General features: G+C 64.4%; 29 protein-coding genes. 10 read left to right on the top strand and 19 right to left on the bottom strand.

Going from position 1 to position 26,228, the window contains the following annotated elements:
• The first annotated feature begins 3 nt into the window (after window positions 1-3).
• Both HTUR_RS24495 and HTUR_RS24490 read left to right on the top strand, forming a co-directional pair.
• Entirely contained in the window at window positions 4-885 is an 882-nt protein-coding gene (locus HTUR_RS24495) for a metallophosphoesterase (RefSeq protein WP_012946064.1), read from the top strand.
• Between the two features lie 82 nt (window positions 886-967).
• Entirely contained in the window at window positions 968-1,219 is a 252-nt protein-coding gene (locus HTUR_RS24490) for a hypothetical protein (protein WP_012946063.1), read from the top strand.
• A gap of 83 nt (window positions 1,220-1,302) precedes the next feature.
• Here the strand turns inward: HTUR_RS24490 and HTUR_RS24485 are convergent, their stop codons facing one another.
• Both HTUR_RS24485 and HTUR_RS24480 read right to left on the bottom strand, forming a co-directional pair.
• A complete protein-coding gene (locus tag HTUR_RS24485; protein WP_012946062.1) occupies window positions 1,303-1,662 on the bottom strand; it encodes a hypothetical protein in 360 nt (119 codons plus the stop codon).
• Window positions 1,663-1,759: 97 nt separating this feature from the next.
• Entirely contained in the window at window positions 1,760-2,134 is a 375-nt protein-coding gene (locus tag HTUR_RS24480) for a hypothetical protein (protein WP_012946061.1), read from the bottom strand.
• A 245-nt stretch (window positions 2,135-2,379) separates the two neighbouring features.
• Here HTUR_RS24480 and HTUR_RS24475 point away from each other — a divergent pair, with 245 nt between their 5' ends.
• A complete protein-coding gene (locus tag HTUR_RS24475; protein WP_049942146.1) occupies window positions 2,380-2,613 on the top strand; it encodes a hypothetical protein in 234 nt (77 codons plus the stop codon).
• Window positions 2,614-2,889: 276 nt separating this feature from the next.
• Here the strand turns inward: HTUR_RS24475 and glnA are convergent, their stop codons facing one another.
• Both glnA and HTUR_RS24465 read right to left on the bottom strand, forming a co-directional pair.
• Entirely contained in the window at window positions 2,890-4,245 is a 1,356-nt protein-coding gene (gene glnA, locus HTUR_RS24470; RefSeq protein ID WP_012946059.1) for a type I glutamate--ammonia ligase, read from the bottom strand.
• Between the two features lie 318 nt (window positions 4,246-4,563).
• On the bottom strand, window positions 4,564-4,899 hold the full coding sequence (locus HTUR_RS24465; protein WP_012946058.1) for a hypothetical protein: 336 nt from the start codon (window positions 4,897-4,899) through the stop codon (window positions 4,564-4,566).
• 329 nt (window positions 4,900-5,228) lie between these two features.
• Between HTUR_RS24465 and HTUR_RS24460 the strand changes: the two genes are divergently transcribed.
• On the top strand, window positions 5,229-5,579 hold the full coding sequence (locus HTUR_RS24460) for a thioredoxin family protein (protein ID WP_012946057.1): 351 nt from the start codon (window positions 5,229-5,231) through the stop codon (window positions 5,577-5,579).
• 62 nt (window positions 5,580-5,641) lie between these two features.
• Here HTUR_RS24460 and HTUR_RS27780 read toward each other — a convergent pair whose 3' ends face one another.
• Window positions 5,642-6,022, bottom strand: a complete 381-nt coding sequence (locus tag HTUR_RS27780) for a hypothetical protein (RefSeq protein ID WP_012946056.1) — start codon at window positions 6,020-6,022, stop codon at window positions 5,642-5,644.
• Between the two features lie 98 nt (window positions 6,023-6,120).
• Window positions 6,121-6,546: a hypothetical protein gene (locus HTUR_RS24450; protein WP_012946055.1), complete on the bottom strand. Its 426-nt coding sequence runs from the start codon at window positions 6,544-6,546 to the stop codon at window positions 6,121-6,123.
• A gap of 192 nt (window positions 6,547-6,738) precedes the next feature.
• On the opposite strand from HTUR_RS24450, the gene HTUR_RS24445 reads away from it, so the two are divergent.
• The gene (locus tag HTUR_RS24445) at window positions 6,739-6,945 is read left to right on the top strand and encodes a hypothetical protein (protein ID WP_012946054.1); all 207 of its coding nucleotides are present in this window, start codon (window positions 6,739-6,741) and stop codon (window positions 6,943-6,945) included.
• Here the strand turns inward: HTUR_RS24445 and HTUR_RS24440 are convergent.
• Genes HTUR_RS24440 through HTUR_RS24420 form a run of 5 tightly spaced genes read right to left on the bottom strand, consistent with a single transcriptional unit; the run spans window position 6,930 to window position 12,309 of the window.
• On the bottom strand, window positions 6,930-7,988 hold the full coding sequence (locus HTUR_RS24440; protein ID WP_012946053.1) for a glycosyltransferase family 2 protein: 1,059 nt from the start codon (window positions 7,986-7,988) through the stop codon (window positions 6,930-6,932). The two genes, HTUR_RS24445 and HTUR_RS24440, sit on opposite strands and share 16 nt — an antisense overlap.
• Entirely contained in the window at window positions 7,981-9,492 is a 1,512-nt protein-coding gene (locus HTUR_RS24435) for a nucleotide sugar dehydrogenase (RefSeq protein WP_012946052.1), read from the bottom strand. Before HTUR_RS24435 ends, HTUR_RS24440 begins: the two co-directional genes overlap by 8 nt.
• On the bottom strand, window positions 9,492-10,475 hold the full coding sequence (locus HTUR_RS24430) for a Gfo/Idh/MocA family protein (RefSeq protein ID WP_012946051.1): 984 nt from the start codon (window positions 10,473-10,475) through the stop codon (window positions 9,492-9,494). Before HTUR_RS24430 ends, HTUR_RS24435 begins: the two co-directional genes overlap by 1 nt.
• Window positions 10,472-11,734: a DegT/DnrJ/EryC1/StrS family aminotransferase gene (locus tag HTUR_RS24425; RefSeq protein WP_012946050.1), complete on the bottom strand. Its 1,263-nt coding sequence runs from the start codon at window positions 11,732-11,734 to the stop codon at window positions 10,472-10,474. The genes HTUR_RS24430 and HTUR_RS24425 overlap by 4 nt, the downstream gene beginning before the upstream one ends.
• Entirely contained in the window at window positions 11,731-12,309 is a 579-nt protein-coding gene (locus HTUR_RS24420; RefSeq protein ID WP_012946049.1) for an acyltransferase, read from the bottom strand. Before HTUR_RS24420 ends, HTUR_RS24425 begins: the two co-directional genes overlap by 4 nt.
• A gap of 421 nt (window positions 12,310-12,730) precedes the next feature.
• Between HTUR_RS24420 and HTUR_RS24415 the strand changes: the two genes are divergently transcribed.
• A complete protein-coding gene (locus HTUR_RS24415; protein WP_012946048.1) occupies window positions 12,731-13,264 on the top strand; it encodes a DUF7344 domain-containing protein in 534 nt (177 codons plus the stop codon).
• A 680-nt stretch (window positions 13,265-13,944) separates the two neighbouring features.
• Here HTUR_RS24415 and HTUR_RS24410 read toward each other — a convergent pair.
• The 3 genes from HTUR_RS24410 to HTUR_RS24400 all read right to left on the bottom strand — a co-directional run bounded on the left by HTUR_RS24410 (window position 13,945) and on the right by HTUR_RS24400 (window position 16,002).
• Window positions 13,945-14,931 carry a DUF1616 domain-containing protein gene (locus HTUR_RS24410; protein ID WP_012946047.1) on the bottom strand — a complete coding sequence of 329 codons (987 nt, stop codon included), beginning with the start codon at window positions 14,929-14,931 and terminating at the stop codon, window positions 13,945-13,947.
• Window positions 14,932-15,151: 220 nt separating this feature from the next.
• Window positions 15,152-15,427, bottom strand: coding sequence for a PadR family transcriptional regulator (locus tag HTUR_RS24405; protein WP_012946046.1), 276 nt, complete (start codon window positions 15,425-15,427; stop codon window positions 15,152-15,154).
• 242 nt (window positions 15,428-15,669) lie between these two features.
• Complete coding sequence (locus HTUR_RS24400; RefSeq protein ID WP_012946045.1) at window positions 15,670-16,002, bottom strand: winged helix-turn-helix domain-containing protein; 333 nt, start codon at window positions 16,000-16,002, stop codon at window positions 15,670-15,672.
• 620 nt (window positions 16,003-16,622) lie between these two features.
• Here HTUR_RS24400 and HTUR_RS26515 point away from each other — a divergent pair.
• Together HTUR_RS26515 and HTUR_RS24395 are read left to right on the top strand one after the other, a co-directional pair.
• Entirely contained in the window at window positions 16,623-16,784 is a 162-nt protein-coding gene (locus HTUR_RS26515; RefSeq protein WP_008895653.1) for a DUF7563 family protein, read from the top strand.
• Window positions 16,785-17,163: 379 nt separating this feature from the next.
• Window positions 17,164-17,667: a DUF7344 domain-containing protein gene (locus HTUR_RS24395; RefSeq protein WP_012946043.1), complete on the top strand. Its 504-nt coding sequence runs from the start codon at window positions 17,164-17,166 to the stop codon at window positions 17,665-17,667.
• 87 nt (window positions 17,668-17,754) lie between these two features.
• Here HTUR_RS24395 and HTUR_RS27775 read toward each other — a convergent pair whose 3' ends face one another.
• From HTUR_RS27775 to HTUR_RS24375, 4 genes are all read right to left on the bottom strand, one after another.
• A complete protein-coding gene (locus tag HTUR_RS27775) occupies window positions 17,755-19,962 on the bottom strand; it encodes a DUF7282 domain-containing protein (RefSeq protein WP_012946042.1) in 2,208 nt (735 codons plus the stop codon).
• A gap of 153 nt (window positions 19,963-20,115) precedes the next feature.
• Complete coding sequence (locus HTUR_RS24385) at window positions 20,116-20,622, bottom strand: helix-turn-helix transcriptional regulator (RefSeq protein ID WP_012946041.1); 507 nt, start codon at window positions 20,620-20,622, stop codon at window positions 20,116-20,118.
• Between the two features lie 808 nt (window positions 20,623-21,430).
• Window positions 21,431-21,838 (bottom strand): hypothetical protein, encoded by a 408-nt coding sequence (locus HTUR_RS24380; protein WP_012946040.1) that lies wholly within the window; start codon window positions 21,836-21,838, stop codon window positions 21,431-21,433.
• Window positions 21,839-22,010: 172 nt separating this feature from the next.
• Entirely contained in the window at window positions 22,011-22,988 is a 978-nt protein-coding gene (locus tag HTUR_RS24375; RefSeq protein WP_012946039.1) for an NAD-dependent epimerase/dehydratase family protein, read from the bottom strand.
• A 224-nt stretch (window positions 22,989-23,212) separates the two neighbouring features.
• Between HTUR_RS24375 and allB the strand changes: the two genes are divergently transcribed.
• Both allB and HTUR_RS24365 read left to right on the top strand, forming a co-directional pair.
• Window positions 23,213-24,586 (top strand): allantoinase AllB, encoded by a 1,374-nt coding sequence (gene allB, locus HTUR_RS24370; RefSeq protein ID WP_012946038.1) that lies wholly within the window; start codon window positions 23,213-23,215, stop codon window positions 24,584-24,586.
• A gap of 170 nt (window positions 24,587-24,756) precedes the next feature.
• On the top strand, window positions 24,757-24,996 hold the full coding sequence (locus HTUR_RS24365) for a hypothetical protein (protein ID WP_012946037.1): 240 nt from the start codon (window positions 24,757-24,759) through the stop codon (window positions 24,994-24,996).
• 147 nt (window positions 24,997-25,143) lie between these two features.
• Here the strand turns inward: HTUR_RS24365 and HTUR_RS24360 are convergent, their stop codons facing one another.
• Window positions 25,144-26,214: a quinone-dependent dihydroorotate dehydrogenase gene (locus tag HTUR_RS24360; RefSeq protein ID WP_012946036.1), complete on the bottom strand. Its 1,071-nt coding sequence runs from the start codon at window positions 26,212-26,214 to the stop codon at window positions 25,144-25,146.
• Window positions 26,215-26,228 lie beyond the last annotated feature (14 nt).

Raw genomic sequence — 26,228 nt, 5'->3', positions numbered from 1 at the left:
CTGATGTCCGACGAGCGCCGCCGTTCCGTTCCCGACGCGCCTCGCGGTTCGGCACCGCCCCGCGTCGAGCCCGTCCCCGGCGAACCGGCCGCGACCGCCACCGTTGGAACCGAGCGCGTCCTGCTCGTCGCCGACTACCACGCCGGCTACGAGGCCGGCCTGCGCTACGAACGTGGCGTCGACGTGCCCAGCCACGCACCCGAGCGCCGAGAGCGGTTGCTCCAGCTACTCGAGCGCACCGACCCCGACCGCCTCGTCGTCCTCGGCGATCTGATGCACTCGATCGGCGACCCGGGCGGCGCCGAGCGCGGCGAACTCGAGGTGCTCTTCGAGGCGTTCCCGCCCTCGTTGTCGGTGACGGTGGTGAAGGGCAACCACGACGGCGGGATCGAGGACTGGCTTACCCCCGAGAGCGAACGCGAAATCGCCGCTCTCGACTTCGACCCCGAAGCCGTGACGGTCACGCCCGGCGCCGGCGTCGCGCTCGGCGACGGCGCCGTCGGCGTCTGTCACGGCCACACGTGGCCCGCCCCCGAGGTGCTCGAGTGCGACGTCGTCTGTCTGGGCCACGAACACCCCTGCGTCCGCCTCGAGGACGAGGTCGGCGGCAGCCGCGTCGAACGGACGTGGCTGCGCGGCCGGCTCGAGCCGGCCCCGTTCCGCGAGCGTCCCGAGTACGCGGGGGTCTCGTGGCTCAAGGGGGACGACGCGCCGCCCCAGTCGCCGCGGGTCGTCGTCGTTCCCGCGTTCAACGACCTCGTCGGCGGCACGTGGGTGAATCTGGCGAATCAGTCGTTTCTCTCTCCGTTCCTGCCTGCGGGACTGGTCGACGGCGAAGCGTATCTGCTCGACGGGACGCGGCTCGGGCCGTACGACTCGGTGTAGTCGCTCCCAGAGTCGGCCGCGACACCGCCAGCGCATGTAGGCCGATCACCAACACGGGACCGTGCGAACGGGACGTCTGCCCATGCGAACGTACCGGCTCGAGTTGCGCGAGACGGGGACGAACGGGATCGATGCCGACGTCTACGCCGACGACGTGATCGAGGAATCGACTCGCGTCGCCTACGAGAACCACGACCTCGAGCCGCCGGAATCGCGGGACGAGGGCCCCTCTTACACCGAGGAAGTCACTGCGGACGTGACGACGCTGAATCTCCAGTACGAGCGCGACGACGGGGCTTCGAGTTCCGGCTACTGGGCGATCGAGACGAACTGACGCGCGTCCGAATCGACGACAAGGAGTGGAACCTGAACTGAGAGGTATACGTCTGCGATCGGTCCCGGCGACCGACCGGCGGCTCAGGCCCGCTGGGTTGGGTCGGGGAAATTGAGTTTCCGGGCGACGAGTTCGGCGAGCTGCTCGCTCAGCGGACTGCGGTCGATATCCGCCGTTCGGTGGTACAGAGCCTGGACGAAACAGGGAAGTGCGGCGGTGAGGCTCGCGATGCCGCTCACCGCCCAGACTGTGCCACCAGTCAGGAGCCACGCGAGGCTGCCGACGCCGACGAGACAGCAGAACGCGCCGCTGGCGGCGTACGCCCGCCAGAGTCGCGGCGCTCGAGCCTGCTGCTCGTCGGTGTACGAGCGCGTCTCGGAGGCACAGAAGACGCCGCCGACCACGAGGACGAGCGAGAGGAAACCGAAGAACACGTCGAGCATATCCGATCGTTCTTTTCGGGCCCACATAATTGTTCCCCGGCGAACACGTGGCGCCGCCGAAACCGGACGCCGTTTCGCGGGGCGGAATATCTCGCTCTCACCAACTGCCGTTCTTTCGTTGGACCGTCTTCGACTCGATCCGGTCTCCGTCACGCCACTGGTAGTAGTAGTAGGTCGTGCCGGCGATTTCCTTGACCGTAACCGTCGCTCGATCCGGGACGTCCTTGGGGTACTCGTGGTCGTCGCCGATCTCGTCACCGGCATCGCCGCTGCGGTCGCTCGCAGCCGGATCCGTCTCCGCTCGTTCGTCCGAATCGTCCGCGGCCGATTCCGTCCACTCCGCGAGTTCCTCGAGATAGGCGGCGATAGCGCGGAGGTCGTCGGCGTCTCGATCCTCGAGTCGCGCCAGCGCCTCCCTGGCGTCGCGGTCGAGATCGGACGGCAGCGTCGGGCGATCGCGATCGTTCGTCATCGGGTCGTCTCGAAAGTGGGTCGACACCCGTAAAACCCCCGTCGGTTCCGACCCGTTCCTCGACGGATCGGGCTTGGCCGCACCGATTCGGAGTCGCCTCGGTTGTCGATCATCATGTTTGCCATCACCAACCATATTTCCCGCTCGACGAAATTATATCGAACCCTGTACTGTACTCCTTTACTCGATATATACACAATCCACGTGTGGATTTATATACACGAATGGGGACGGCCCTGGTGACAATGAGTTCACAGAAGCAGCGATCGGAGCCCCGGATCGAACCGATTCCCGACGAGCTCGACTCCGCGCAGGCGAAACTCGTCTACCTCTGTCTCGAGGCGACGGGCGGCGCGACGGCCGACGATCTGGGCGACCTGCTGGCGATGAAACAGCTCTCGATCCTGAGTCTGCTGAACACGCTCTCGAGCGAAGACCTGATCGAACGGCGCGGTGAGGAGTACGTCGTCGCGAACTGAGCAGGACGTCGTGGCCCGTCGTTACGATCTCGATTTCGTGACGTCTGGTGGGTTTCTCCGACGGGTCGCTCTCGAACCCAGCCTCGAGTCGATACTCACGTCCCCATTCTCGCGAAAACCAGGTGAGGTGTACAGCCGACGCTCGAGACGGATCTCTCCGCTCGAATCCACTACTGTCCTCGAGACCGCTCGGACACCGACGACTGCAACAGCGACACGCGCTCGAGACAACCCGAGAAAAACAAGCGGAACGAAACTGAGGGCCGATGACGGTCGTCAGTACTGCTCGAGGTAGCGGTCGAGTTCCCACTGGGAGACGTCGACGAGGTACTCCTCGAACTCCTGGCGCTTGGCCTCGACGAACTTCGGCGCGACGTGCTCGCCGAGCGCGTTGTAGATGACTTCGTCCTCTTCTAAGGCCTCGACGGCTTCGCCGAGGTTCGACGGCAGCGTCTCGATGCCGTACTCCTCGCGTTTCTGTTCGTCGAACTCGTAGATGTTCTCCCGGACCGGGTCGGGACACTCGAGGTCCTGTTCGATGCCGTCGAGACCGGCGTGGATCATGACGGCGAAGGCGAGGTACGGGTTACACGAGGGATCCGGGGAGCGCAGCTCGATGCGCGAGGCCGCGGGGACGCGGGCGGCCGGCTTGCGGACCAGCGCCGAGCGGTTGCGGTCCGACCAGGCGACGTAGACCGGCGCCTCGTAGCCCGGCACCAGGCGCTTGTAGCTGTTGACCGTCGGGTTCGCGACCGCCGTGATCGCCGGCGCGTGCTCGAGGACGCCCGCGAGGTAGGAGTGGGCGGTGTCGGAGAGGTTGAACTCGTCGTCCTCGTCGTGGAAGGCGTTCTCGCCGTCCTCGGTCATCAGCGACATGTGCGTGTGCATCCCCGAGCCGTTGATCTTCGGGATCGGCTTGGGCATGAACGTCGCGTGCAGGTCGTGTTCGGCGGCGATGGCACGAACGACGGTACGGAAGGTGGCGACGTTGTCCGCGGTCGCGAGCGCGTCGTCATACTCGAAGTTGATCTCGTACTGGCCGCGAGCGACCTCGTGGTGGCTGGCTTCGATCTCGAAGCCCATGTCCTCGAGGCCGTAGATGATGTCGCGGCGGACGTCGCTGGCGAGGTCTTTCGGTGCGAGGTCGAAGTAGCCGCCGTGGTCGGCGGTCTCGGTCGTCGCGTGGCCGTCCTCGTCCTCCTCGAACATGAAGAACTCCGGCTCGGGCGCGAAGTTGACGTCGTAGCCCATGTCGTTGGCGCGCTCGATGGCCCCTTTGAGGACGTTGCGCGGGTCGCCCTCGAAGGGCTCGCCCGTCGAGGTGTTGTAGACGTCACAGATCATCCGGGCGGAGGCCCCGTCCTCGCGCTGTCTCCAGGGCAGGACGGCGAACGTGTCCGGGTCGGGAACCAGACGCATGTCCGATTCCTGAATGCGGACGAAGCCCTCGATCGAGGAGCCGTCGAAGTAGATGCCCTCGGTGAAGGCCTTCTCGGCCTGGCGGGCCGGCACGGAGACGTTCTTCACCGTCCCCAGAATGTCGGTAAACTGCAGTCGAAGGAAGTCGATATCCTGTTCTTCGATCTCGTTCAGTACCTCCTCTTCCGCGGACGTGAGATTTCCGCTTGTCATCTTCTGCTCGAATAGTGCATTGGATCATAGCACTAAAGTTCTAATGATGTTGGCGAATACTACTATAGCGGAGTAAAAATAGACGAATGTGGTTTAGTAAAGGGTGTATCAGGGGTTACGACTGACAACGACCGAAAAACGTCGGGGTAAACTGAATAGTCGTGTAGAGGCTACCGAGCGTCCGTGACGAACGGAGCGGAGACCGACACTGACCGGGACACCTATCCGACAGCGATCGAGACGCCACGCTGTGGCCGCACGTGAGTGGTAGGAGAACGACTGCGACTCACGGCGGTAGCCGACCGAGTTCGATCGACGTCAGCGTCGCAGTCGCTCGCCCGGCGTGACCGATATCGCCGCGACGCCGGTCAGTCCGATGTCGATGGTCGCTCGCCAGACCTGGATCGTGGTTCGAATCGTTCGCTGCCACGTCGCGGTCGGTCGAGCGGTCGATCGATCGGCCGACTCGTCGTCGGGAAGCGGCCGCTTCGTAAGCGTCGTCTCGCAGACGGGGCAGTCGTATTCGACGTGTCGGTCCCGCGTCCGACGAACCCAGTCGCCGTCGATCGGATTCGCGTGGTCGCACTCCCAGCAGAACAAGGTCGATTTCCGGGGTACTAACGGACTCTCGTCGGTGGTTGCGGGCCGAGTCATCGACTGATCCGACGAAGCCGGCGCGTAAAGCCATCGGTTACGGTTCGAATCGTCCACGCGAGTCGTCATCTGTATACGGACGATTTCGTGCGAAACGGTGCGATCCTCTCGGTTCGAAAACCGCCGCGTCGGCGGCGGCTGCGGAGCGGCTACGAGGACCGACGACATCCGTCGGCGCGGTCGCCTCGAGGCCGCGCTCCCGGAACGCTTCAAACGAATTCATCCGAGTAGATCGGCGGCGAGTCCGTTCATCGCGTCGGATCTCTCCGCTGACGCGTCCCGTCGTTCGCCGACGTCACCGATTTCAGCGCGAAGCCGATAGGACCGGTATGGACGACCCGACCAAACCGACGCACCTCGAGACCGGCGACGACCTCGACGCCTTCCTCGAGCGCCACGACGTTGCCCTCGTCGAGTTCTACACCAGCGGCTGTTCGCTGTGCCAGGCGATGGAACCGGTTCTGGGCAACGTCGCCCGTGCGACCGGGATACCGGTCGCGTTGATCAACCCTGGAGACGATATCGGACTCGTCGAGCGATTCGAGATCCGCTCGGTGCCGACGCTGATCCTGTTTTCCGACGGCGAGGAGATCGATCGCCGCGCCGAGGGGTTCGTCGGCGCCGACGACGTCGTCGCGATGCTCGAGGATGACGTTCCCGAGGCCGTCGACGCGGCGTAGCTCCGGCTTCTGCGAGGGCGTCCGTGCGTCACCGCGCCCTCGCGCCACCCGTCAGCCGCGCGTCACTCGTCCTCGGGCTCGAGATCGCTCGGATCGACCTCACCCTCGAGGTATCGCTCTCCCAACTCCGTGATGTCGTACATTCCGATGGCCTGTTTCACCAGCAGGCCGCGCTTGCTAAGCTCTCGACAGCGGTATGCGGCGTGGGGCGCGCGGCAGACGCCTTCCGTTTCGATGTGGTCGGGATCGAAAATGTAGCTCTCTCGCATCAACTCGAGGATTCTGTCGTCGACGGGGTCCATCCAGTCGGCGGCGACGTCCGGCTCCTCGTCGCCCTCGTCTGCGTCCGGGGTGTTCGCGTCAGGTACCCCGTCACCGTCGTCCGCGTTCGGGGTGGTTGCGCCCGGTTCCTCATCACCGTCGTTCGCGTTCGGTTCGGTCATGCTGGTTCTCCCCGTGAATACGATCGCGTTGGCCGGAAAAACGCAGTCGGGCTACAAGATACTGTTGCATCGCACTGTCACGCTCGAGACCGGGCGAGCTACGACCGTGACTCCTCGGGGGCGGCGTAGTCCACGTGGACGTTCGGGACGGCGGTCGGGGACAGGCCCGTGATCCGACGGTCGACGAGCGTCACGTCCACGAGGTCGCCGGTAAACCGGAACCGGAGCGTCCCGGATTCGATCGTCCCCTCGAGGGTCGATCCCGAGAGGACGGTCGCCGACTCGCTGTCGTCGTCGACCAGTTCGATCGTCCCGTCGACCGTAATTTCGAAACTCGAGGGGGTGCCGTGCCCGATGATCGTCAGCGCGTTCGCCGACGAGTCGGCATCTCGAGCGGTCGCGGCGATCGTCGCTGTCGTCGGTTCGGCCGTTGCCGCTGCGGGCGGTTGATCGGCCGGATCGACCGCGACCGATCGATCGTCGCCGGTGGACTGTGCGTCGCGGGTCGCAGACTTCCGTTCCATATACCGGATGAAGTAGAGTAGACATGCATAAACTTTCCCACCTAACTAACGATTGGATTTGGTGAAATATGCGCTTCTATTCCCGTTTCAATCGCTATTTTCATCTATGAGTGATGGTCGTGGTGCTTGACTAGACAGCCGATCGCGAAACACTTATGCCCGAATCGAAAGAAGCACTGGTAACTGAGTTCTATGTCACTCTCTCGCCTGCTCTCCGGTCTCTTTACCGGATCGGAGCCCACCACCGAGTCACCCGCGACGACACAGCAAAGCGGCGAGAGCGACCCGTCGCCGACGGTCATCTACGAGTGTCGCACCTGCGGAACGACCGTCTCGGCGGACACGGTCAGATGTCCGGCGTGCGAGGACGACGATATCGTTCGTTACTCGATCGACTGATCGGGCGTCTCGACCTCGGTTCTCGTGCCGCTGTACTCGTATCTGGTCGTCTCGAGTGATTCGTTTTCGTCGAAGTCGAGGTAGATCGCGAACCCGAGCGCGATCAGGCCGACCAGGAAGGCCACGAACGAGCTGATCGCCCCGGAGTACCCGTCCTTTCCGCGGAGGGTTCGCACGAGCGAGTTGCCGAATCCGGCGCTGCCGCCGAGGAGTCCGGTGGCACCGGCGCTGTAGAGGACGACGGCGGGATGGAACTTCTCGACCACGTAGCGGGTCTTCAGCCGCCAGACGAAACTCCGGAGCAACAGCAGCGAGACGAACCGCACGAACGGGACGTAGCGGATGCTGCTGTTTTCCTCGCCGTAGACGGCCGACATCGAGACGTCCGCGACACGACACTCGTTGACGTTCAGGTGCGTCAGCAGGTGGTTGAGAAAGCCGTACCGATCGGTGATCTCCTCGAGGTCGAGCCGTTCGATCGTCTCCCGCGAGATGGCGGTGTAGCCGTTCTGCGGATCGCCGACGGTCCAGTAGCCCGAGGCGAACTTCGAGAGGCCGGTGAGCAGGGCGTTGCCGAAGAACCGAAACGTCGACATCCCCTCGCGGTCCTCGGGATGGAGCAGCCGGTTCCCCTTCGCGTAGTCGGCCTCGCCCTCGACGATCGGATCGATGATCCGATCGAGGATCGCGGGATCCATCTGGCCGTCCCCGTTCATCACGGCGACGACGTCCATCTCGTCCTCGGCGGCGTGTTTGTACCCCGTCTTGACCGCCGCGCCGTAGCCGCGGTTCTCCTCGTGGCGGATCGGTACGACTCGCCGGGAGTCGCCGCCGTCGGCCAGCGCGAGCGCCGGCTCGGGCTCGGCGTCCTCGTTGATCCGCGCGGCGACGTGCTGGATCTCCTGCCAACTGCCGTCCGGCGAGGCGTCGTCGATGGCGTAGATCCGGTCGACGAAGTCCGGAACCGTCTCGATGACGGTCCCGACGAACGACTCCTCGTCGTAGGCCGTGACGACGACGCCGATTCGTTTGCCCTTATACATCGTCTGCCCCGGGGTTCTCGAGGGTGCCGCCGGTTTCCGTCAGTCGCTCGTCGGTGCCGCCGTCGGCGGTCAGCGAGCGTTCGTCCGCCGCGATCGCGTCCGCGCCGCCGTCGTCTCGCGGCGGCCGTCCGTCCGCCGTTCCGCCGAGGGTGTATCTCCGGTGTGGCGTTCCCGAGAGGTCGACCGCGTCCCGGCCGTCGACGACGACCATCGGCTCGAGGTCGGCCCACGGAATCGATTCGAACTCGGCGTGGGGCGTCACGACGACCGCGGCGTCGAACGACTCCGCTGTGAGGTCGTCGATGTCGACCGCTCGCGCGCCGTAGTCGGCGGGATCGACCAGCGGATCGACCCCGGCGACGTCCGCGCCGGCCTCCTGCAGCGCGTCGATCACGCCGATCGCCGGCGACGCGCGCGTCTCCTCGACGCCGGGACGGTAGGTAATTCCCAGCACGACCACGGACGCGTCCGCGAGGTCGTCGCCGGTCGCCTCGAGCTCCCGCTCGAGTCGGCCGACGGTGACGGCCGGCATCTCGTCGTTGAGTCGGCGGGCCGTCCGCGTCAGATCCATCGGCTCTTCGGCCTGCGAGAGCAGGAAGTGGGGGTAGAAGGGGATGCAGTGACCCCCAACGCCCGGACCGGGATCGTGGAGCTGGCACATCGGCAGATCGTTGGCCGTCCCGATCGCTTCGCGGACCGAGATGCCGAGTTCGTCGGCCAGCCGACCCAGTTCGTTGGCCAGCCCGATATTGACGTCCCGGTAGACGCCCTCGAACACTTTGACGGCCTCCGCGGTCGTCGCGTCCGAGACCGGGTGCACCTCGTTGCTCGAGAGTTCGTCGTAGACGACCGCGGCGGCCCGGGTGCTCTCCGAATCGATCCCGCCGACGACCTTCGGATACGCGCCGCGGATGTCCTCCAGCGCGCGGCCGCTCGACGTCCGCTCCGGACAGAACGCCAGTCCGAACTCGTCGCCGTCGAGACCGCTTTCCTGTTCCAGATGCGGCTGGATAACGTCTCGACAGCTCGTCGGCGGCAGCGTCGACTCGGCGATGACCAGATCGCCCGGCGCTAGTCCGGCAGCGATATCGTCGACGACCGACTCGACGGTCGCCAGGTTCGGATCGTCGTCGTCGTCCAGCAGCGTCGGCACGATGATCACGTGGATCCGCGCGTTCGCGGCCGCCTCGGGGCCGTCCGTCGTCGCCTCGAGCTGACCGGCGTCGACCTGCTCGGCGACGAGGTCGTCAAGTCCCGGCTCGCCGATGACGTGGCTCTCGCCGTCGTTGATCCGGTCGACGACGTCGGGGTCGATGTCGACGCCGGTGACGTTCCCGGTCGTCTCGGCGTAGACGCCCGCCAGCGGCAGCCCCATCTTTCCGAGGCCGTAGACGGCGACCGGAATCTCGCCGTCGGTGAGCAGTTCGCGCTGGCGTTCCGGCGCAATATCTGCGTCGTAGAGCCCAACGTCGCTCTCGTCGCCAGCGGAGTCCTCGCCGGCCATCAGGCCTCCACCTCCCGTTTCTCGGTCTCTTCGGTAACCAGCGAGTCGATCGACTGGACTATCTCGAGGGCCCGGATGCCGTCTTCGGCGGTGACGACCGGTTCGGATCCGTTCCGGGCGGCCTCGACGAACGCCTCGAGTTCGTGGCGAAGCGGCTCGCCGTTGTCGACGCGGGGACGTTCGACGACGCTCTCGTGGCGGTACCGACGCTTTCCGTCGTCGGTGAGGTACTCCGGATAGGAGTCGCGGTGGATCAGCACCGACTGCTCCAGATAGTCGACCTCGACGAGACACTCGCGAGCGGTGACGGTCAGCGTCCGGACTTTCTTCTGCGTGACGCGACTGGCCGTCAGCGAGGCGACGACGTCGTCGAACTCCAGCGTCGCCGTCGCGTACTGCCCGCCCTCGGTTCCCGTCGCGGTCACTGAGTCGGGCCGGTCGTCGAGCAGCGCGGCGACGATATCGAGATCGTGAACCATCAGGTCGAAGACGACGTTGCCCAGCGCGGTCCGATCGAGCGGCGGACCGAGCCGGTCGGCCTCAACGCTGATGACGTCGAGGTCCTCGACTAGGTCCGTCACCGTTTGGACGGCCGGGTTGAACCGCTCGATGTGGCCGACCTGAAGGACGAGGCCTCGTTCCTCGGCCAGTTCGGCCAGCGCGCGGCCCTCTTCGGTCGTTTCGGCGATCGGTTTTTCGACCAGAACGTGGACGCCGGCGTTCAGACACTCCGAGACGACGTCGTAGTGGGCCCGCGTCGGGACGGCGACGGTGACGACGTCACAGCGCTCGAGTGCGGTCTCGAACGCGACGGCGTCGGTGGCGTACGCGTCGGCGACTCGCTGCGCGAGCTCCTCGTCGTGGTCGGTGACGCAGGCGAGGTCGACGTTTTGTAGTTCACTGTACACGCGCGCGTGGTTCTCGCCCATGGAGCCGACGCCGATGACGCCGGCCCGAATCGGTTGTGAAGGTGTTCCGTTCATTGGGAGTGGAAGTGGTCGGTTACTGCTTCGACGACGGTTCGTCGATCGCGCTCCGAGAGGGTCGGATGCACCGGCAGCGAGAGCACGGTCTCGGCCGCCCGCTCGGCCTCGGGGAGCGTCGCCGCGGCCGTACTCACCGTCTCGTAGGCCGGCTGCCGGTGGATCGGCGTCCCGTAGTAGATCCCGGTGTCGACGCCTCGCTCGTCGAGCGTCGCCGCCAGCTCGTCGCGCTCGTCGGTCCGGATCGTGTACTGGTGGTAGACGTGTCGGTAGCCCTCGGGTTCCGTCGGCGTCTCGACCGGCAGCTCGGCCAGCCGCTCGTCGTAGTACGCGGCGTTTTCCCGACGCGCCCGGTTGAACTCGGGCAGCCGCTCGAGTTGCTCGCGGCCGATGGCGGCGGCGAGGCTCGTCATGCGGTAGTTGTGGCCGAGGTCGACGTGTTCGTAGCTGCCGCCCTCGCCGACGTCCCGGCCGTGGTTGACGAAGCTCGCGGCTCGATCGGCGAGGTCGTCGCGATCGGTCGTGATAATCCCGCCCTCGCCGGTCGTCATGTTCTTCGTCGGGTAGAACGAGAAGCAGGCTGCGTCGCCGAACGAACCGACTCGCTCGCGGTCGATCGCCGCGCCGTGGGCCTGGCAGGCGTCCTCGAGCACGAACAGGTCGCGCTCGTCGGCGATCTCGCGGAGCCGCTTCATGTCGGCCGCAAGCCCGTAGAGGTGGACCGGAAGCAGGCCGACGACGTCGTCGCGCTCCTCGAGGACCCCTTCGACGGCGTCCGGATCGAGCGTGTACGTCTCCGGATCGATGTCGGCGAAGACCGGCTTGCCGCCGGCGAGTCTGATCGCGTTCGCGCTCGCGACGAAGGAAAACGGCGACGTGAGCACCGCGTCGCCCTCCTCGAGGCCAAGCGCCTCGAGGGCCGCGTGCAGGGCGGTCGTCCCGTTGGAGGTCCCGACGGCCCGGTCGGTGCCGCAGTAGGCGGCGTACTCGTCCTCGAAGGCTCTGACTTCCGGCCCGTCGGCGAGCATGCCGCTCTCGAGGATCGATTCGACTCGCTCGACGGCGTCGTCGCTGAGCGTCGGGTTCGCGATCGAGACGGAGTCGCTGGTCTCGGCGCCCTCGTCGCTCGGCTCCGGCGCCGACGCGTCGCTCTCGGTCTCGGCCTCGGCGACGCCACCGTCGGCCTCGGTGACCGGCCCGGTATCGGCGTCGGTTCTGGACTCCCCTTCGCTGTCGGGATCGGTGTTCGGGTCAGTCATGCGATCTGGTTTGCTCCCTCGAGCGGTTCGGGCAACGCCTGAACCGTCGCCGGCGTGCCGACGGCGAGCGTGTCCGGCGGGACGTCCTCGGTGACGACCGCCCCGGCGGCGACGAAGGCGTTTTCGCCGATAGTGACGCCGGGCAACAGCGTCGCGTTCGCCCCGATCGATGCGCCGTCCTCGATCGTCGGCCCCTCGAGGCCGTTGTCCGTCCTGATCGGGTACTCGTCGTTCGTCAGGGCCGCGCTCGGCCCGATGAAGACGTTATCCCCGATCGTCGTCTCGGTCGGAATGTAGACGTTCGTCTGGAGGCTGACGTGGGAGCCGATCGTCGTCTGACCGTCGATGACCGTCTTGGTGCCGACGAGGACGTCGTCGCCCATCGTCGTCCCTTCCCGGACCAGGACGTCGTGACCGGTCGTGAACTCGTCGCCGATCGTCACGTCGCCGTAGACGATCGAGCCGGCCCTGATCGTCGCGCCGTCGCCGACTCGCGTCGGCTCGTCGAACTCGCCGTGTCCGACCGTCGCGTCGTCGTCGACCGTGCAATCCTCCCCGTGGACGAACCCGCTCACGGCGTCTCACCTCCGGAACCGTTCCTCGAGACCGTGCCGTGAGTACGGAACTGTCGTGTTGGATGATACATCGTTGAGTACTCGATACCCGCGTGGGCAATCGTGCTGATACAGCCGGTAGCACGGCTTTGTTATCCCTGCCCTGAGGCCGCCGTAGTCACGAACTATACACGAGATGGTGGTCGACGTGGCGAAATCACCTCGATAGAGGTGGCTCCGCCCGTGCTCAGTCGATCCGGACGGTAGTTCGCGGAGAAATGTCGGCTTAGATGTCAGTCACAGCCGGAAGCTGGTATAAATCCCTTTCGCACGGGTAGCCGAGTGATAGTAAAGTGCCAATCCGTCCCATTCGGTGACGTGAGGTATCCGAATAGCCCCGGAAACCGGATTCGGAAACCGGTTTGGGAACGCGAGGACGCCTATGTCTGAACACGAACTGACACAGGCCGAACTGTTCGACGTCTTCAGCAACGCTCGTCGGCGACGGACCGTCCAGTATCTCAAGCGGCAGGGCGGCGCCTGCGATCTCGCTCCGCTCGTCGAACAGGTCGCTGCCTGGGAAAACGACGTCGACCCGGACGAAGTAACGCGCACGCAGCGTCGGCGGGTGTACATCTCCCTCTACCAGACTCACCTGCCGATGCTCGAAGAACACGGAATCGTCGACTGGGACCCCGACGATCACACCATCGATCTCCTCCCCCACGAGGACGTCTTCGACCCCTACCTCGATCACCGACTCGAGGATCAGCGGGAGTGGCACCGGCCGTACGTGACGGTAACGGCGCTAGGCGTCCTCGGACTCGTGATCTCGTGGCTCTCGATCGGTCCCCTGACGGCGGCCGCCGCGCCGGTCGTCGCACTGACGCTTTGCTTGCTCGTTCTCGCCCTCGCAGTGGTCCAGCACGTCTCGCGGCGACCCGACCTCGAGTTGCCCCTTGGCTTGACGAGCTGACGACCGTTAGGCCTACGCCGCCCGACTGGTTCTACGCGTCAGTTGATCCCACTGAGACTCGCGTGTCCCGCTCCGGCCGGGAGCGCTCGCTGGCCTTCCGGTCTCCCGGTGCATCGTCGCGGTTCTCGCTCACTCTTCTCGCTCGCGCCGTCGCTCGGACCTCCGAACCCGATTCGCTCCCGTCCGTCTGCTCACGGCAGCGAGGCCGCCGGCCCTGTGCCGGCGCAACCAGTTGCGTTACCACGACCGCTCGCTCTCGTCCTCACGCACGATGCCGAGTATAAGACTGTATTACCACCTCATTTCGACAGCGCTCTCATTCTTTCTCATTGACTCGTCTCTCAGTGTGGACGTCGACGCTCCAGCGAGTACCCGCCGGCGAACGGCGAGGGATCCAGTGGACGAACGGTGACTGAAAAGCTCTCGTCGAGCGTACAGCGCCGATCGACGGCCGGCCGCCGCTCTCGACTGGTGGTCTCGGTTCGCTCTCGAGATACTCATCCCGGATCGGCTATCGAGACGCTCCCGAAGCAGTCGCGCTCCGGTCAAAACGGGATCGACGCAGTGCGGTCGGAGCGGAGCGTCCGATGACCGCTCCGTCACAGCGACGTGCCGTCGCTATCAGCGCTCGAGACTGATAGACGAATCGCGACCGTCGCGTCTCCGGCGTCGGAGACGCGTTACTCCTCGACGGTCACCCAGAAGTAGGTGTCTTCCTCGGCGTTCTCGTTCGTCGGCTCTTCCGGCGGCTCTCCCTCGTACAGGAGGACGCTAATCCGGACGGTTTCGCCCTCCGATGCCGTCGGCGTGACGCTCAGTTCGCCGGTCCCCGTCGTCCCGTCGTCGAGGGTGGTCTCGAGGTCCTCGAGCCGCGTCCGTTCGACGACGCTGTCGTCTTCGATCACCTGCTCCTGGACGACGACCGTGTAGTCGGTCACCTCGCCTTCCTGATTCGTGATCGAGACGGTCACCGGGACGGATTCGCCGGGCGCGACCTCGTCGGTGATGTTGCCGGCGACCAGCTCCTCGCCGCCGTCGTCGCTGTACAGCGCCAGTTCGGTGTAGCCGCCGGTAGACGGCGGCACGAGAAAGCCGAACAGGAGCGCCCCCGCCGCCGCCCCGATCGCGAGCACGACCAGTATCGAGGACGCCGTCGCGACGGCGCTCTCGTCGCGCCGGAGTCGCGCGAGCGACGCGAGCGGGGAGACGGTAAACCGCTCAGATGCCGGCGTTCGGAACCGCCTGATGACGCCGAGCTGGGCGAGCACGACGGTGACGACACAGAGCGTCGCCGCCGTCGAGACGGTCGTAAAGCCCCATTGGGTAAACGGCAGGGCGATCCCGACAATCGGCACGACCGCAAGCGAGAGCGCGACCGCGAGTCCCAGTCGTTCGAGGACGTCGATGCCGCGGGATTGTCGATCGAGCGGCGTCGACGTCGCTTCCCGCTCGCTTCGATCGGCCGCCGGGAACAGGACCGAGACCAGCGCATACCCCGGGAGGAAGAGCACCAGCGGGAAGGTGACGAGCAACCGCACCGCGTTCCCGTCCGGCGTGGCCGTTGCGATTCCGTACGCCAGTATCGCGGCGACCGAAACGACGGCGAGATCGAACGGATACTGGCGGATGACGCCGACTCCCGTCAGGCGACTCGTTCCGTGACTCATCGGTTAGCCACCGGGTGTTGATCGGGAGGGCGTAATCCGTTTGGAGACGACACGTAGAGCATTCTCGCTTCGTTCTCTCTGTCGGGAATCGCTTTGTTATGGTCGGGTTACCGCCTCGGCGGTCAGCTCGGCCGTCGATACCGGTCGCGTGCGTGATACGTTTTTGCAGGCCGACCACCGGCAGACCCTGGTCGGCTTCCCACGCGCGGCTCTCGGGAGTCTAGAAATCGACGTACTGCTCTTCCCACTCGCGACGCTCCTGGATTCGCTCGTGGCCCGTCTCCGTGATCGCGTAGTAGTTCGTCCGCCTGTCGAGTTCCCCTTTCTCGACGAGTTCCTTGTTGACGAGTGTATCGAGGTTGGGATACAGTCGTCCGTGATTGATCTCGGAGCTGTAGTACTTCTCGACTTCGTCTTTGACGGTCTGTCCTGACGGTTGATCTGCGCCTGCGATCACGTACAGGAGGTCCCGCTGGAAGCCGGTCAGATCGTGCATTGCTCAATCACAGTGACCATTCCCCTGAGTAGATATTTGTTATCCGTATCATACAGGGATGTTAGAACTCCTTTCAGGACATATTCGCGGAACTAAAGTGCACGTTCCGGCGATTCTCATTCCAGAGAGACGGTCCGTACCTGTGCGTCGGGCGACAGCTGTCGTTCACTTGCCTCCCGGCGCCCCCGTCGACCTACTCGGTCGGGCAGCCCCCACACTGTGATCGATTGCGTCGCCCGCACTCACTCGTCGGTGGACGGCATCGAAACGTCGATCCCGTCCGCACAGATCTCTACCTCGAGCGTTTCGATCGTCGCTTCGTAAGCCGTCGTATGCGAGCCGTCGTCGTCGAAGCGAACGCACTCCGAGAGGAGTCCGCTCTCGAGGAGGTTATTGATCCGTCGATACACCGTCGCCGACGAGCTGTCCGTCCGCTTCGTTAGCTCCTTTGCCGTCTTCGGACCGTCGCTCGTGGCGACGAGAATCATTCGTGCGCACTCGTCGCCGAGCACGTCGAGCTGGGCGGACGGGTCGGGCGCGGATTCCGTTCGTGTATCGCTTGCTTGCATTGACATCGTCGTATTCACTGAGTTCGTGGAGATCGACTTCGTTCGCTCTCGCGGGAGAGGGTTCGGTACGGATCGACTGGGCGTGGTCCATCCCGGTCGCGGACACCACCGTTACATTCCAGCACGACGATCGGTAAGCGATAGTGGTATTTTATAACGATGCACCTTATTCCGCGGAAATATCAGTATTCGACGCCGAAACTCGACGTTTCCTCCTCGAAATAATGAATTTCGATCCGGCTCGAGTCGCCCAATACGGTCTTTAAACGCCGAATGCGGGCAAAGCCATCTGAATTCACTGTCCCAATCGTCGGGACGAAATCCAGCCAGGCGGTTTCTCGGGGCCGTACGGCACGCTACGGGGCCGGAAACTGCGTATTTCGCGGTTCTCGAAACCGCTCGAGAGGTGAACGGTCTCCGTCCTTTATTCGTATCTGCTCCCCTCGATAGGATGTCGTTCGGACGAGTGCGATGGTCTCGCGGTCGGATCCGCCGCTATCGGCCCGTCTCGACGCGCCCCAATTCGGCGCGCCGATCGGACCGAGACGGCGACCGCCGCAGTGTACCACTGCTCGTCCGCGCACCATCCCCCAACCATGAAATCCACCCAACAAGACTGGAAGCCCATGGAATCGTCGACGGCAGGCGCTCGCTGTCGAAACTGCGGCACCCACGTCACACAGCAGTTCGCACGCGTTTTCGGTGATAACGGTGATATCGTCCACGGGTGTCCGGCCTGTACGACGTACCGCGAAATGCAGTCCGGCGGCCACCTCCCCGGTGAGTAACGCGCCGGGCTCCGGCTGCGACGTTCCGTCCGCGGTCGACTGTTTTCGGCGACGCGTTCCTCGAGATCACTAGTCCTATCGCCGGAGGACCCTCCCGAACTGTGGACCCGTTCGATTCCTCCGTCGGTGGCTCGGTGACACGAACCGACCGTACCTGAGAGAGACGTGATCGTGTCACGATACGACTGGGCCCCTCGAGTGCGACATTACGGTCCCGGTGTACCCTCGCCTTACTCGCTAGCCTGCGTCGCCGCGTGTCCTCGCCGCCGAACAGCGACTTCCTAGCCTGCAAAAGTTAAAGTCAGTGGTCTGCGAAAGGCAAGCGTGCATGGTAGCTGGTGGTGGACTGTTCGTGGAGCACGCGTTCGCTTTCTGATCGATGTCTGTCCAAACGAATCGAACTGAGTCGCTCGAGGAAAGTGAAGTATTTCACATTCTCGGGAACGACAGACGGAGAGCGATCGTACAGTTGCTCGCTGAAGAGGCCGGACAGGTCGACGTCTCGGATATCGCCTCGGAGATCGCTGCCAGCGAGACGGATACGACCCCCGTTCCGAACAACCTCTACAAGAGCGTCTACGTCTCCCTACAGCAGACGCATCTCCCGCAGCTACAGGAGGACGCCGTCATCGAGTACGACTCCGACTCGAAGACGATCACGCCGGGGCCGAACTTCGAGGACGTCTTGCAGTACATCGACGGCCACGGCGAGTTGCAGGCCTCGGTCCTGCAACTCCACCTGGCCTGCTGTATCGTCGGCCTCGCGATCATCGCGCTCGCCGGCCTCGGCATTCCGCTCATCTCGAGCATCGATCCCGTGCTCTCGAGTGTCCTTGTACTCCTGATCGTCGCCGCGAGCAGCCTGTATCGTCTGCTCAGCTGATTGTCCCGCCGATCTGCAAGGGTCCGTCGTCACTTCTCCTGTCGTCCGTTCGAAAAAAGTGCGGCCGCCTGCATCGCGCGACTCAGCTCAGTTCGCGGCGGTGATGCCGGCCGTCGCGTTGGTGCTCTCGTTGACGGTGACGTTGGTCTCTCCGTCGACGGTCGTGTCGTTCTCGAGGTCACCTTCACTCTCGAGGTCGCTGTCACCGCTCGTCGCCGCGGTGATCTCGATCGCGCTGACCTCGCCGGAGAAGTCAGTGAGGACCATGTGGACGTACTGTCCGGGCTCGATGTCGCTCGTGTCGACCTCGAACTCGACGTCAGTGGTCTCACCGGCTGCCAGCGTCGTTTCCTGCGCTTCGACTAAGTCACCGTCCAGACGGAACTGGACCGCTTCGGTTCGCTCCTCGTCCGTCGGGTTCGTGACCGTTGCCGTGACGGTGAGCGGCTCACCGGCCTCGGCGGTGGCGGGAGCCTGAAGGTTCTCGACCGTGAACGAATCAGCGGTTTCTTCGTCCTCAACTGGCTCTTCGGTTTCGTTGGGTTCCTCAACTGGCTCTTCGGTCTCGTTCGATTCCTCGATGATCGTCTCTCCGGTTTCTTCGTCCTCAACTGGCTCTTCGGTTTCGTTGGGTTCCTCAACGATCGGTTCTTCGGTCTCGTTGGGTTCCTCAACGACCGGCTCTTCAGTCTCGTTGGGTTCCTCAACGACCGGCTCTTCAGTCTCGTTGGGTTCCTCAACGACCGGCTCTTCAGTCTCGTTGGGTTCCTCAACGACCGGCTCTTCAGTCTCGTTGGGTTCCTCAACGACCGGCTCTTCAGTCTCGTTGGGTTCCTCAACGACCGGCTCTTCAGTCTCGTTCGATTCCTCGATGATCGTCTCTCCGGTTTCTTCGTCCTCAACTGGCTCTTCGGTTTCGTTCGGTTCCTCAACGATCGGCTCTTCAGTCTCGTTCGGTTCTTCGACCGGCTGTTCGGGGAGCTCGCCGGTGTCCCCGATGAACACGAAGACGGTCGCTTGCTCGATGACGATATCGGCGTTGCCGTTATCGGCCGCTCCGGGCTGTGCCTCGATCGGTGATTCGGTCTCGTTGGACTGCTCGTGGACCGACTCGCCCGTTCCGGCATGGTGATCACTCATTCCGGACTGGTGCTGGCTGACCGGAACGACCGTGACCTGGCCGAGCGTGACGTCTATCTGCTGCTCGCCCATCTCGAACGTGCCCTCAGTCGCAGCGCCGGTTTCGGTACTCGTATCGGTCTCGTTAGCAGTATCGGTACCGTTCTCGACGGAGATTCCGTCTGTGTTGCACCCGGAGTAGCTCTCATTGGCTGCGGGCATGTCCGGGTGGTCTCCGAGGAACACGAAGACGGTCACGTTTTCGATGTGGACGCTTATTCTGCCGTCATCGGTCTCGTTGGGCTCCTCGATGACTGGCTCTTCAGTTTCGTTCGGCACCTCAACCGGTTCTTCTTCTTCGACTGGTTCTTCGGTCTCGTTCGGCACCTCAACCGGTTCTTCGTCGACCGGTTCTTCGGTCTCGTTCGGTTCTTCAACCGGTACCTCGTCGACCGGTTCTTCGGTCTCGTTCGGTTCTTCAACCGGTACCTCGTCGACCGGTTCTTCAGTCTCGTTCGGCTCCTCGGCTGCCGGCTCGCCCACGGTGACGACAGCCTGATCGGTGACCGGATCATCCTCTGCCGTCAGGTACGGAGCGTCGGCTGCACCCTCGGTTTCGACGAAATCGTACGTCTCGTTCGCGTTCGTGTCGCGATGGGGCATCGCGATCAGCGTCTCGTCTTCCGTGAGCGGTTCGTCGAACGTCACTTCAACGTTCTCGTGCGTTCCCGCCTCGAGATATGCGGACGTCCCGATGACGCTCGAGAAGACGTTTTCGCCGCCGGCCAGCAGGCTGCTGTCGTGAATCACGACGAATCCACCGCTCGCCATGGTCACGTTATCGATGACGACCGTCTCGCCCTCGGTCGCCTGATCGCTGAAGTTGACGTAGGCGTCTTGCTCGCCGTCGACTTCCTCATCGATCAGTTCTTCCGACTGGTTTTCCTCCCCAGTCGGTTCTTCCGCATCGCTGTCGTTCGATTCCTCCGCGACACTATCGGTGGTGTCCTCGGCTGTCGATGTGTCGTTCCCTTCCTCGGGTACGTCGGTCTCATCGTCGTCGACCTGAGTGTGCTCGTCGACGGTTGTCGGTGCCGCACCGACGACCATCGCCCCGCTCGAGCACACCAGCATCAACGCGGTGAGTACCGCAAGTAGCTGATTGCGTGCGTTCATGTCTGTGCCGTGATGGCACCGATTACTCCGTCCGTTCGCCGCATAAACCGCCACAACCATTTCGTCACGTAACAGGAAACTACGGCCACAGGAGCCGGATTCCGGCTTCGAGCCGGCTCAGGAAAACAATGGTTGTTGATAGCTTCGCCTCTCTCATTCGCTTTTCGGCTTCTCGGGCGACTGGGAGGCCGTTGGTTCGTGGCCCGGCAAACAGACCAGGTTTTCGCGGCCGAGCCGGAGTTTCGTGATGCGTCCCTCCTCTTCGAGTTCGGCGAGCAGTCGGCTGACCTTCGCTTTCGACCAGTCGACGTCGTTGACGATCTTCGACTGTTTCATCCGCCCGCCGTTCTCGCGGATGAGCTGCTGGACGTGCTCGCGATCGGTGAGAAACTCCTCGCGGCGCGGTTCCGGATCGGCCACGAAGGCGTTCTGTTGATCGAACCGGTTACGGGCAACGAGGACGCCGCCCAGGAGTGCGAGCGCAACGATGCCCGCAAGCGCCGCGACGTGCGGGCTCCACTCGATCTGGAGTGGCCGAGTCAACGGCGTGACTCCACCCAGCGACTCGAGGGAGGGTGTTGATACGGGTGGCTCGATGCCGATGCTACTCGGTCCGAAGGCGGCGATCATCGCGAGACTAACTCGGAAGTGAATGCTCATGTGGATTGGATGGGACTTGATTCGCTCACGCTCACGTTTCCCTGTACCGTCGATACCGCTCCCCAAAATGTTTTTTATCGATCATTTATCGTTCCTGTAGGGTATTTCACGATCGGTGATGCGGTCGTTTGATCGGTGGCTCGTCAGGGTTCCCGCCGCGGTTAGCGATCCCTACACGCCCGGTGCACGCCTGTTCCAGCGTCCCGCCGGTCCGCGCGATTCCCCCGTGGACGGCCGTCGCAGCCGATCTGATCTCGGCTGCCGAACCTGTCGGCGAACCTGACGACGATGGGAGGCGCAACGGTGCTTCGAAGAGCCGTAGACCGAGGGTTCGAATAAACTCGGTCGGACGTTTGAAACGACTAGCCGGGATTCGTTCCGATTCAGCCGGTAAGCAATCAATTCGGTGATTGTCTCGAGAATCGGAATCAGTTGAACGCCGATCGATCGGAGTCTCGGGCCGCCTCCGCACCGATCCTGCGTGTGCCGTTTCTCTCACTCGAGTCGATCGAACAGGGTGCGACGAGACGACTCGTCGCGGGTCGTCCGAACACTCCTTTCGAGCAGTGCTCGAGACAGTCCCGTCTCCTGACAGTTCGAGCGAGTCGCGACGGAGACCGGAACATGCAGCTATGGGACCACTGTGCCACGAGTAGTATCGTGCCGCGAGAGTGCTACGGTGGAATTCAGTCGCGCTCGAGGTGATTCGCGCGAGGGCTCGACCGAGGTTGCGCGGAACGGCGGCGGACACTTATCGCGAGAGCGGACAGTCAAGCGACGACGCTGGCGCGGGCGGCTCTCGTCCGCTCTAGAAGCCCGGCACGCCGGCGGCCTCGAACCCGGTAACGCCGATGAGCGCGAGGACGTAGAGGACGACCAGGACCGACAGCCAGGCGACGATCGTAATCGCGGCGGCGTCGATCCAGCCGCCCGGATACCGGGCGTTGATCACCGCGAGGTAGGCGACGAAGACCAGGAGCGGGCCGAGCAGCGGAATCCAACCGAGGAAGAACCCGACGACGCCCCAGACGACCGCCCCGATCAACGCCGTGACGAGCGCGTACGTGTAGTCCTCGGCGTCGACGATCACCTTCGCGCCGACGTAGATGCCGATCGCGCCGATCAGCAGGCTGACGGCGAAGACGACGAGACTCTGTACGGGCGTTGCGCCGCTCTGGCCGGGAACCGTGGCGACGCCGGCGAGACTCTCGATCATACCCGTTCGTGAGGCGGCGTATTCCGTTAGTTATCTTTCACCTACACTCACGGAAACGCCGTTCTATCCGCTACTAACTCTGTTTTCGATCGTCTCTCGAGACAGGTGACGACTCCTTGGTAATTGGTACCAAACAATCTTCTGATAGCGTTTGCGAGCCCGCACGCCGCCTTCAGCTGATGGTTCGTTCTTCTCGACTCGATTCGACGTCGGTGTCCGCCGGCAGCAGCCGCGTCCCGTCAACGAGCGATTGGATCCCGCTCTCGAGGCTCACGCGCGGCTCGAACCCGAGCGTTCGCCTGGCTTTGGAGATGTCCGCGCCGCTGTGTCTGATGTCGCCGGGGCGGGAATCGCGGTGGACGATCGGCGAGTCGGAGCCGGTCGCGTCCGTGATAGTCTCCGCCAACTCCTCGATCGACGTCCGGCTTCCCGTGCCGATGTTGTAGGCCTCGCCGACCGCATCGGTCGTCGCCGCCTGGAGATTCGCCCGGACGATATCGCTGACGTGAACGAAGTCCCGAGTCTGTTCGCCGTCGCCCTCGATCGTAATCGGTTCGCCCGCGCGCGCCTGCTCGAGGAACGTCGAGATGACGCCGCTGTAGGGACCCTGCTGGCGCGGTCCGTAGGCGTTGAAGTACCGCAGCGCGACCGTCTCCAGATCGTAGAGATCCGCGTAGCGGCGAGCGTACTGGTCGACAGCGAGTTTCTGGATGCCGTAGGGCGAGGTCGGTTCGGTCGACGCGGTTTCCGAGACGGGGAGTTCGTCGGGGTGGCCGTACACCGCGGCGCTCGAGGCGACGACGACGCGGGCGTCCTCCTGGCGGGCCTGCTCTAAGACCAGCAGGCTCGCGTCGAGATTCGTCTCGTTGCTCCGCCGCGGAGCGTCGACGCTGCGGGAGACGCTGACGAGCGCCGCGTGGTGAAAGATGACGTCGACGCCGCGGGCCGCCCGCTGGAGGGCGATCGGATCGCCGATATCGCCCTCGACGACCGTCACGCTGTCGGGGAGGTGGCGCCGGTCGCCCGAGGAGAAGTTATCGAGGACCCGGACCTCGTTGTGCGGCGCCAGCGCCTCGACGAGGTGACTTCCGATAAACCCGCCGCCGCCGGTGACGAGCACCGTTTTGTCGCGAATCGCTGCTGTATCCATTGGACCGTTCTACCAGCCACCCGCTGTTTAGTATCCGATTCGTACCTTCGCGGTTCCGTCTGCTCGCTCCCGTAAACTGGTGCTTACGGGGACGGATCTGTCGGTCACGGTCCGGAATCGCATTGCCCGCTCCGGAGAATGGTGTGCGATGCACCCGGGATTCGCGGACCGGGCGCGATTCGTTTGGGGAAGCTATATGCGCGCCCCTCAGCAACCTCTCGGCAATGTCCGTTGATCTCGTCGTACGCAACTGTACCGTCGTCACGCCGGCGGGCCGCTCGCCTGACTCGGGCGTCGCCGTCGAGGACGGTGAGATCGTCGCCGTCGGCCGCAGCGACCGGCTTCCCGATGCCGAGCAGGTCGTCGACGGCGAGGGTAACGCGCTGGTGCCGGGGATCGTCGACGGCCACATCCACAACCGCGAGCCCGGCCTCGAGTACAAGGAAGACTGGGAGTCGGCCACGCGGGCCGCGGCCGCCGGCGGCGTGACGACCGTCGTCGGGATGCCCAACACGGATCCCGTCATCGACCGGCCGGAGCACCTCGAGTTGAAGTTCGAGCGCGGCGAGGCCTCGGCCCACGTCGACTTCCAGAGTTACGCGGTCGTCACGAGCGAGAACCTCGATACCATCCCCGATATCGACGCGGTCGGCCCGCTCGGGTTCAAGATCTTCCTCGGGTCGACGGTGGGCGACGTCCCGCCGCCGAACGACGGCGAGATCATCGAGGCGATGGAGACGATCCGCGAGACCGGCAAACGGCTGGGCTTCCACGAGGAGAACGGGGAGATCATCGACCACTACACGGAGCGGTTCAAGGCCGAGGGGCGAAACGACCCGATCGATCACTCCCACTCCCGGCCCGTGATTGCCGAACAGGAGGCCGTCGAGCGGATGATCACCTTCGCCGAGGAGACCGGCGCAAAGGTCCACATGTTCCACGTCTCCTCCGGCTCCGCGGCCGAGGCCGTCGCTCGCGGCAAGGAACGCGGCGTCGACGTCACCGCCGAGACGACGCCCCACTACCTCTGGTTCACCGAGGAGGTCATGCGCGAGAAGGGGAACCCGGCGCGGATTCAGCCCCCGATTCGGGACGCCGAGGAGCGCGAGCGGTTGTGGGAGGTCGGTATCGACGAGGGCGCGATCGATACCATCGCGACCGATCACGCCCCCCACACCCCCGAGGAGAAGAAAGTCGACGACCCCTTCGGCAACACCTGGGACGCCGTCTCGGGCTTCGTCGGCCTCGAGACCGAAATTCCGGTCATGCTCTCCTTTGTCGATCAAGGCCGGCTCTCCCTCGAGGAGTGGGTGCGACGGCACTCGGCCCGTCCGGCGCAGATCTGGGGGATGTACCCCCAGAAGGGATCGCTGCAGGTCGGCACCGATGCCGACTTCACGATCGTCGACCCCGAACATGCGTGGACGCTCGAGGATAGCGACGAACTGCACTCGAAGAACTGCGTGACGCCCTTTATCGGAGAGTCGTTCACCGGCAAGGCAGTGACGACCGTCGTCCGCGGCGAGGTCGTCTACGAGGACGGCGAGGTCGTCGGCGACTCCGGCTACGGGACTCGCGTCGCCGTCGACGACGTGTAGCGACGACGACTCCGCCGACGTCGAACAGTGACCGTACCTGTCGCTTTCGATTACGCCGTTCGTCTGGACGGGAACGGATGTCGTTGATACCGACGATTCTCATTTCGTGAAAGTGGCGGGGGGTTTATATTCACCGCCCGATCCATCGGATTCGATGAGGGTCACCACCCATGACCGAATCCGAATCCGAGGCAGACGAGGACCGAGAGACGGACGAGGCAGACAAGACGGCGGAGCTTCGGTCGGTGTACCTCTCCGTGACCGACGGTGACACCGATCCCGTCGTCGAGTCCCAACAGGAGGACTCGACCTCCCGCGAGATCCGTGAGGAACGCGCCGACGAGGCCGTCGGCCCGGCGGAACTGCACGGACTCGACGACGCGATCGACGACGCCGAACCCGCCGACTAACCGTCGGCGCCGCCCCCGTTCGGCGTGAGTCGCCCGTCGCTACGGTGGACCGCTATATCCGCCGCAGCGGATGCTCCCCGCTACGCCCGTTCCGCGAGGGCCGCCCTCGCGACTCGAGGATCATAGCCATCGGTCCGCGCCGCGACGCTACTCGAGATCGGCGCCGACCGCGTCCTCGACCGACGAGAATCCGTCGCGCTCGAGCAGGTCGACCAGTCCCTGGTTGATCCGCCCGGCCGTCGACGGCCCCCGGTAGACGAACCCCGTATAGAGTTGCACGAGCGACGCGCCCGCGCGAATCTTCTCGTAGGCGCTCGCGGCCGAATCGACGCCGCCGACGCCGACGATCGGGAGTTCGCCGTCCGTGTGCCCGGCGATCGTTCGGATCACGTCGGTGGATCTGTCTTCGATGGGGGCGCCGCTGAGTCCGCCCCACTCCTCACGGGCGGGCGACTCGAGCCCCTCGCGAGCCGTCGAGGTGTTCGTCGCGACGATCCCGTCCAGACCGAACTCCTGAACGATATCGACGAGATCCAAAATCGCGTCCTCGGGCTCGTCGGGACCGATCTTCACCAGCATCGGCACGTTCCCGTCGTTCTCGGCCTCGAGGGTTTCGAAGATCGCCCGCAGATGCTCGGGCGAGGCCTCGTTGAACTCGTCGGGCGTGTTCGGACAGGAGACGTTGACGACGACGTAGTCGGCGAACGGCGAGACCCGATCGAAGACCCGTCGGTAGTCCTCGATCGCCTCCCGTTCGGTCGAGGAGTTCATCTTCCCGATGTTGACGCCAAGCGGGAATCCCGGCGTGCCGTCTTCCTCGAGTCGTTCCTTGACGGTCTCCATTCCCTGCCCGTTGAAGCCCATCCGATTGATCATCCCCTCGTCCTCCCGCAGCCGGAATAGCCGGGGACGGTCGTTGCCTTCTTGCGGATAGGGCGTGACGGTGCCGATTTCGACGAACCCGAAGCCGAGCGCCTCGAGGGCGTGGGTCACCTCGGCGTTCTTGTCGAAGCCGGCCGCGATCCCCACCGGGTTCGGAAACGTCGAGTCGAACAGGTCGACCTCGAGCGCGGGATGGTCATACCGATAGGCCGCGGCGAGGGCTCGCCGCGTCGGCCACGTCGACTGGGCCGCCCGGAGCGTTCGCTTGCCGAGGTCGTGGGCCGTCTCGGCCGGCAGCTTGAACGCGAGGGGGCGAACCCGCGAGTACAGCGTCATTTGCTGGTAGTCGG

Source organism: Haloterrigena turkmenica DSM 5511, assembly GCF_000025325.1.
GTDB lineage: Archaea > Halobacteriota > Halobacteria > Halobacteriales > Natrialbaceae > Haloterrigena > Haloterrigena turkmenica.
This window is presented reverse-complemented; position numbering and strand designations above follow the sequence as displayed.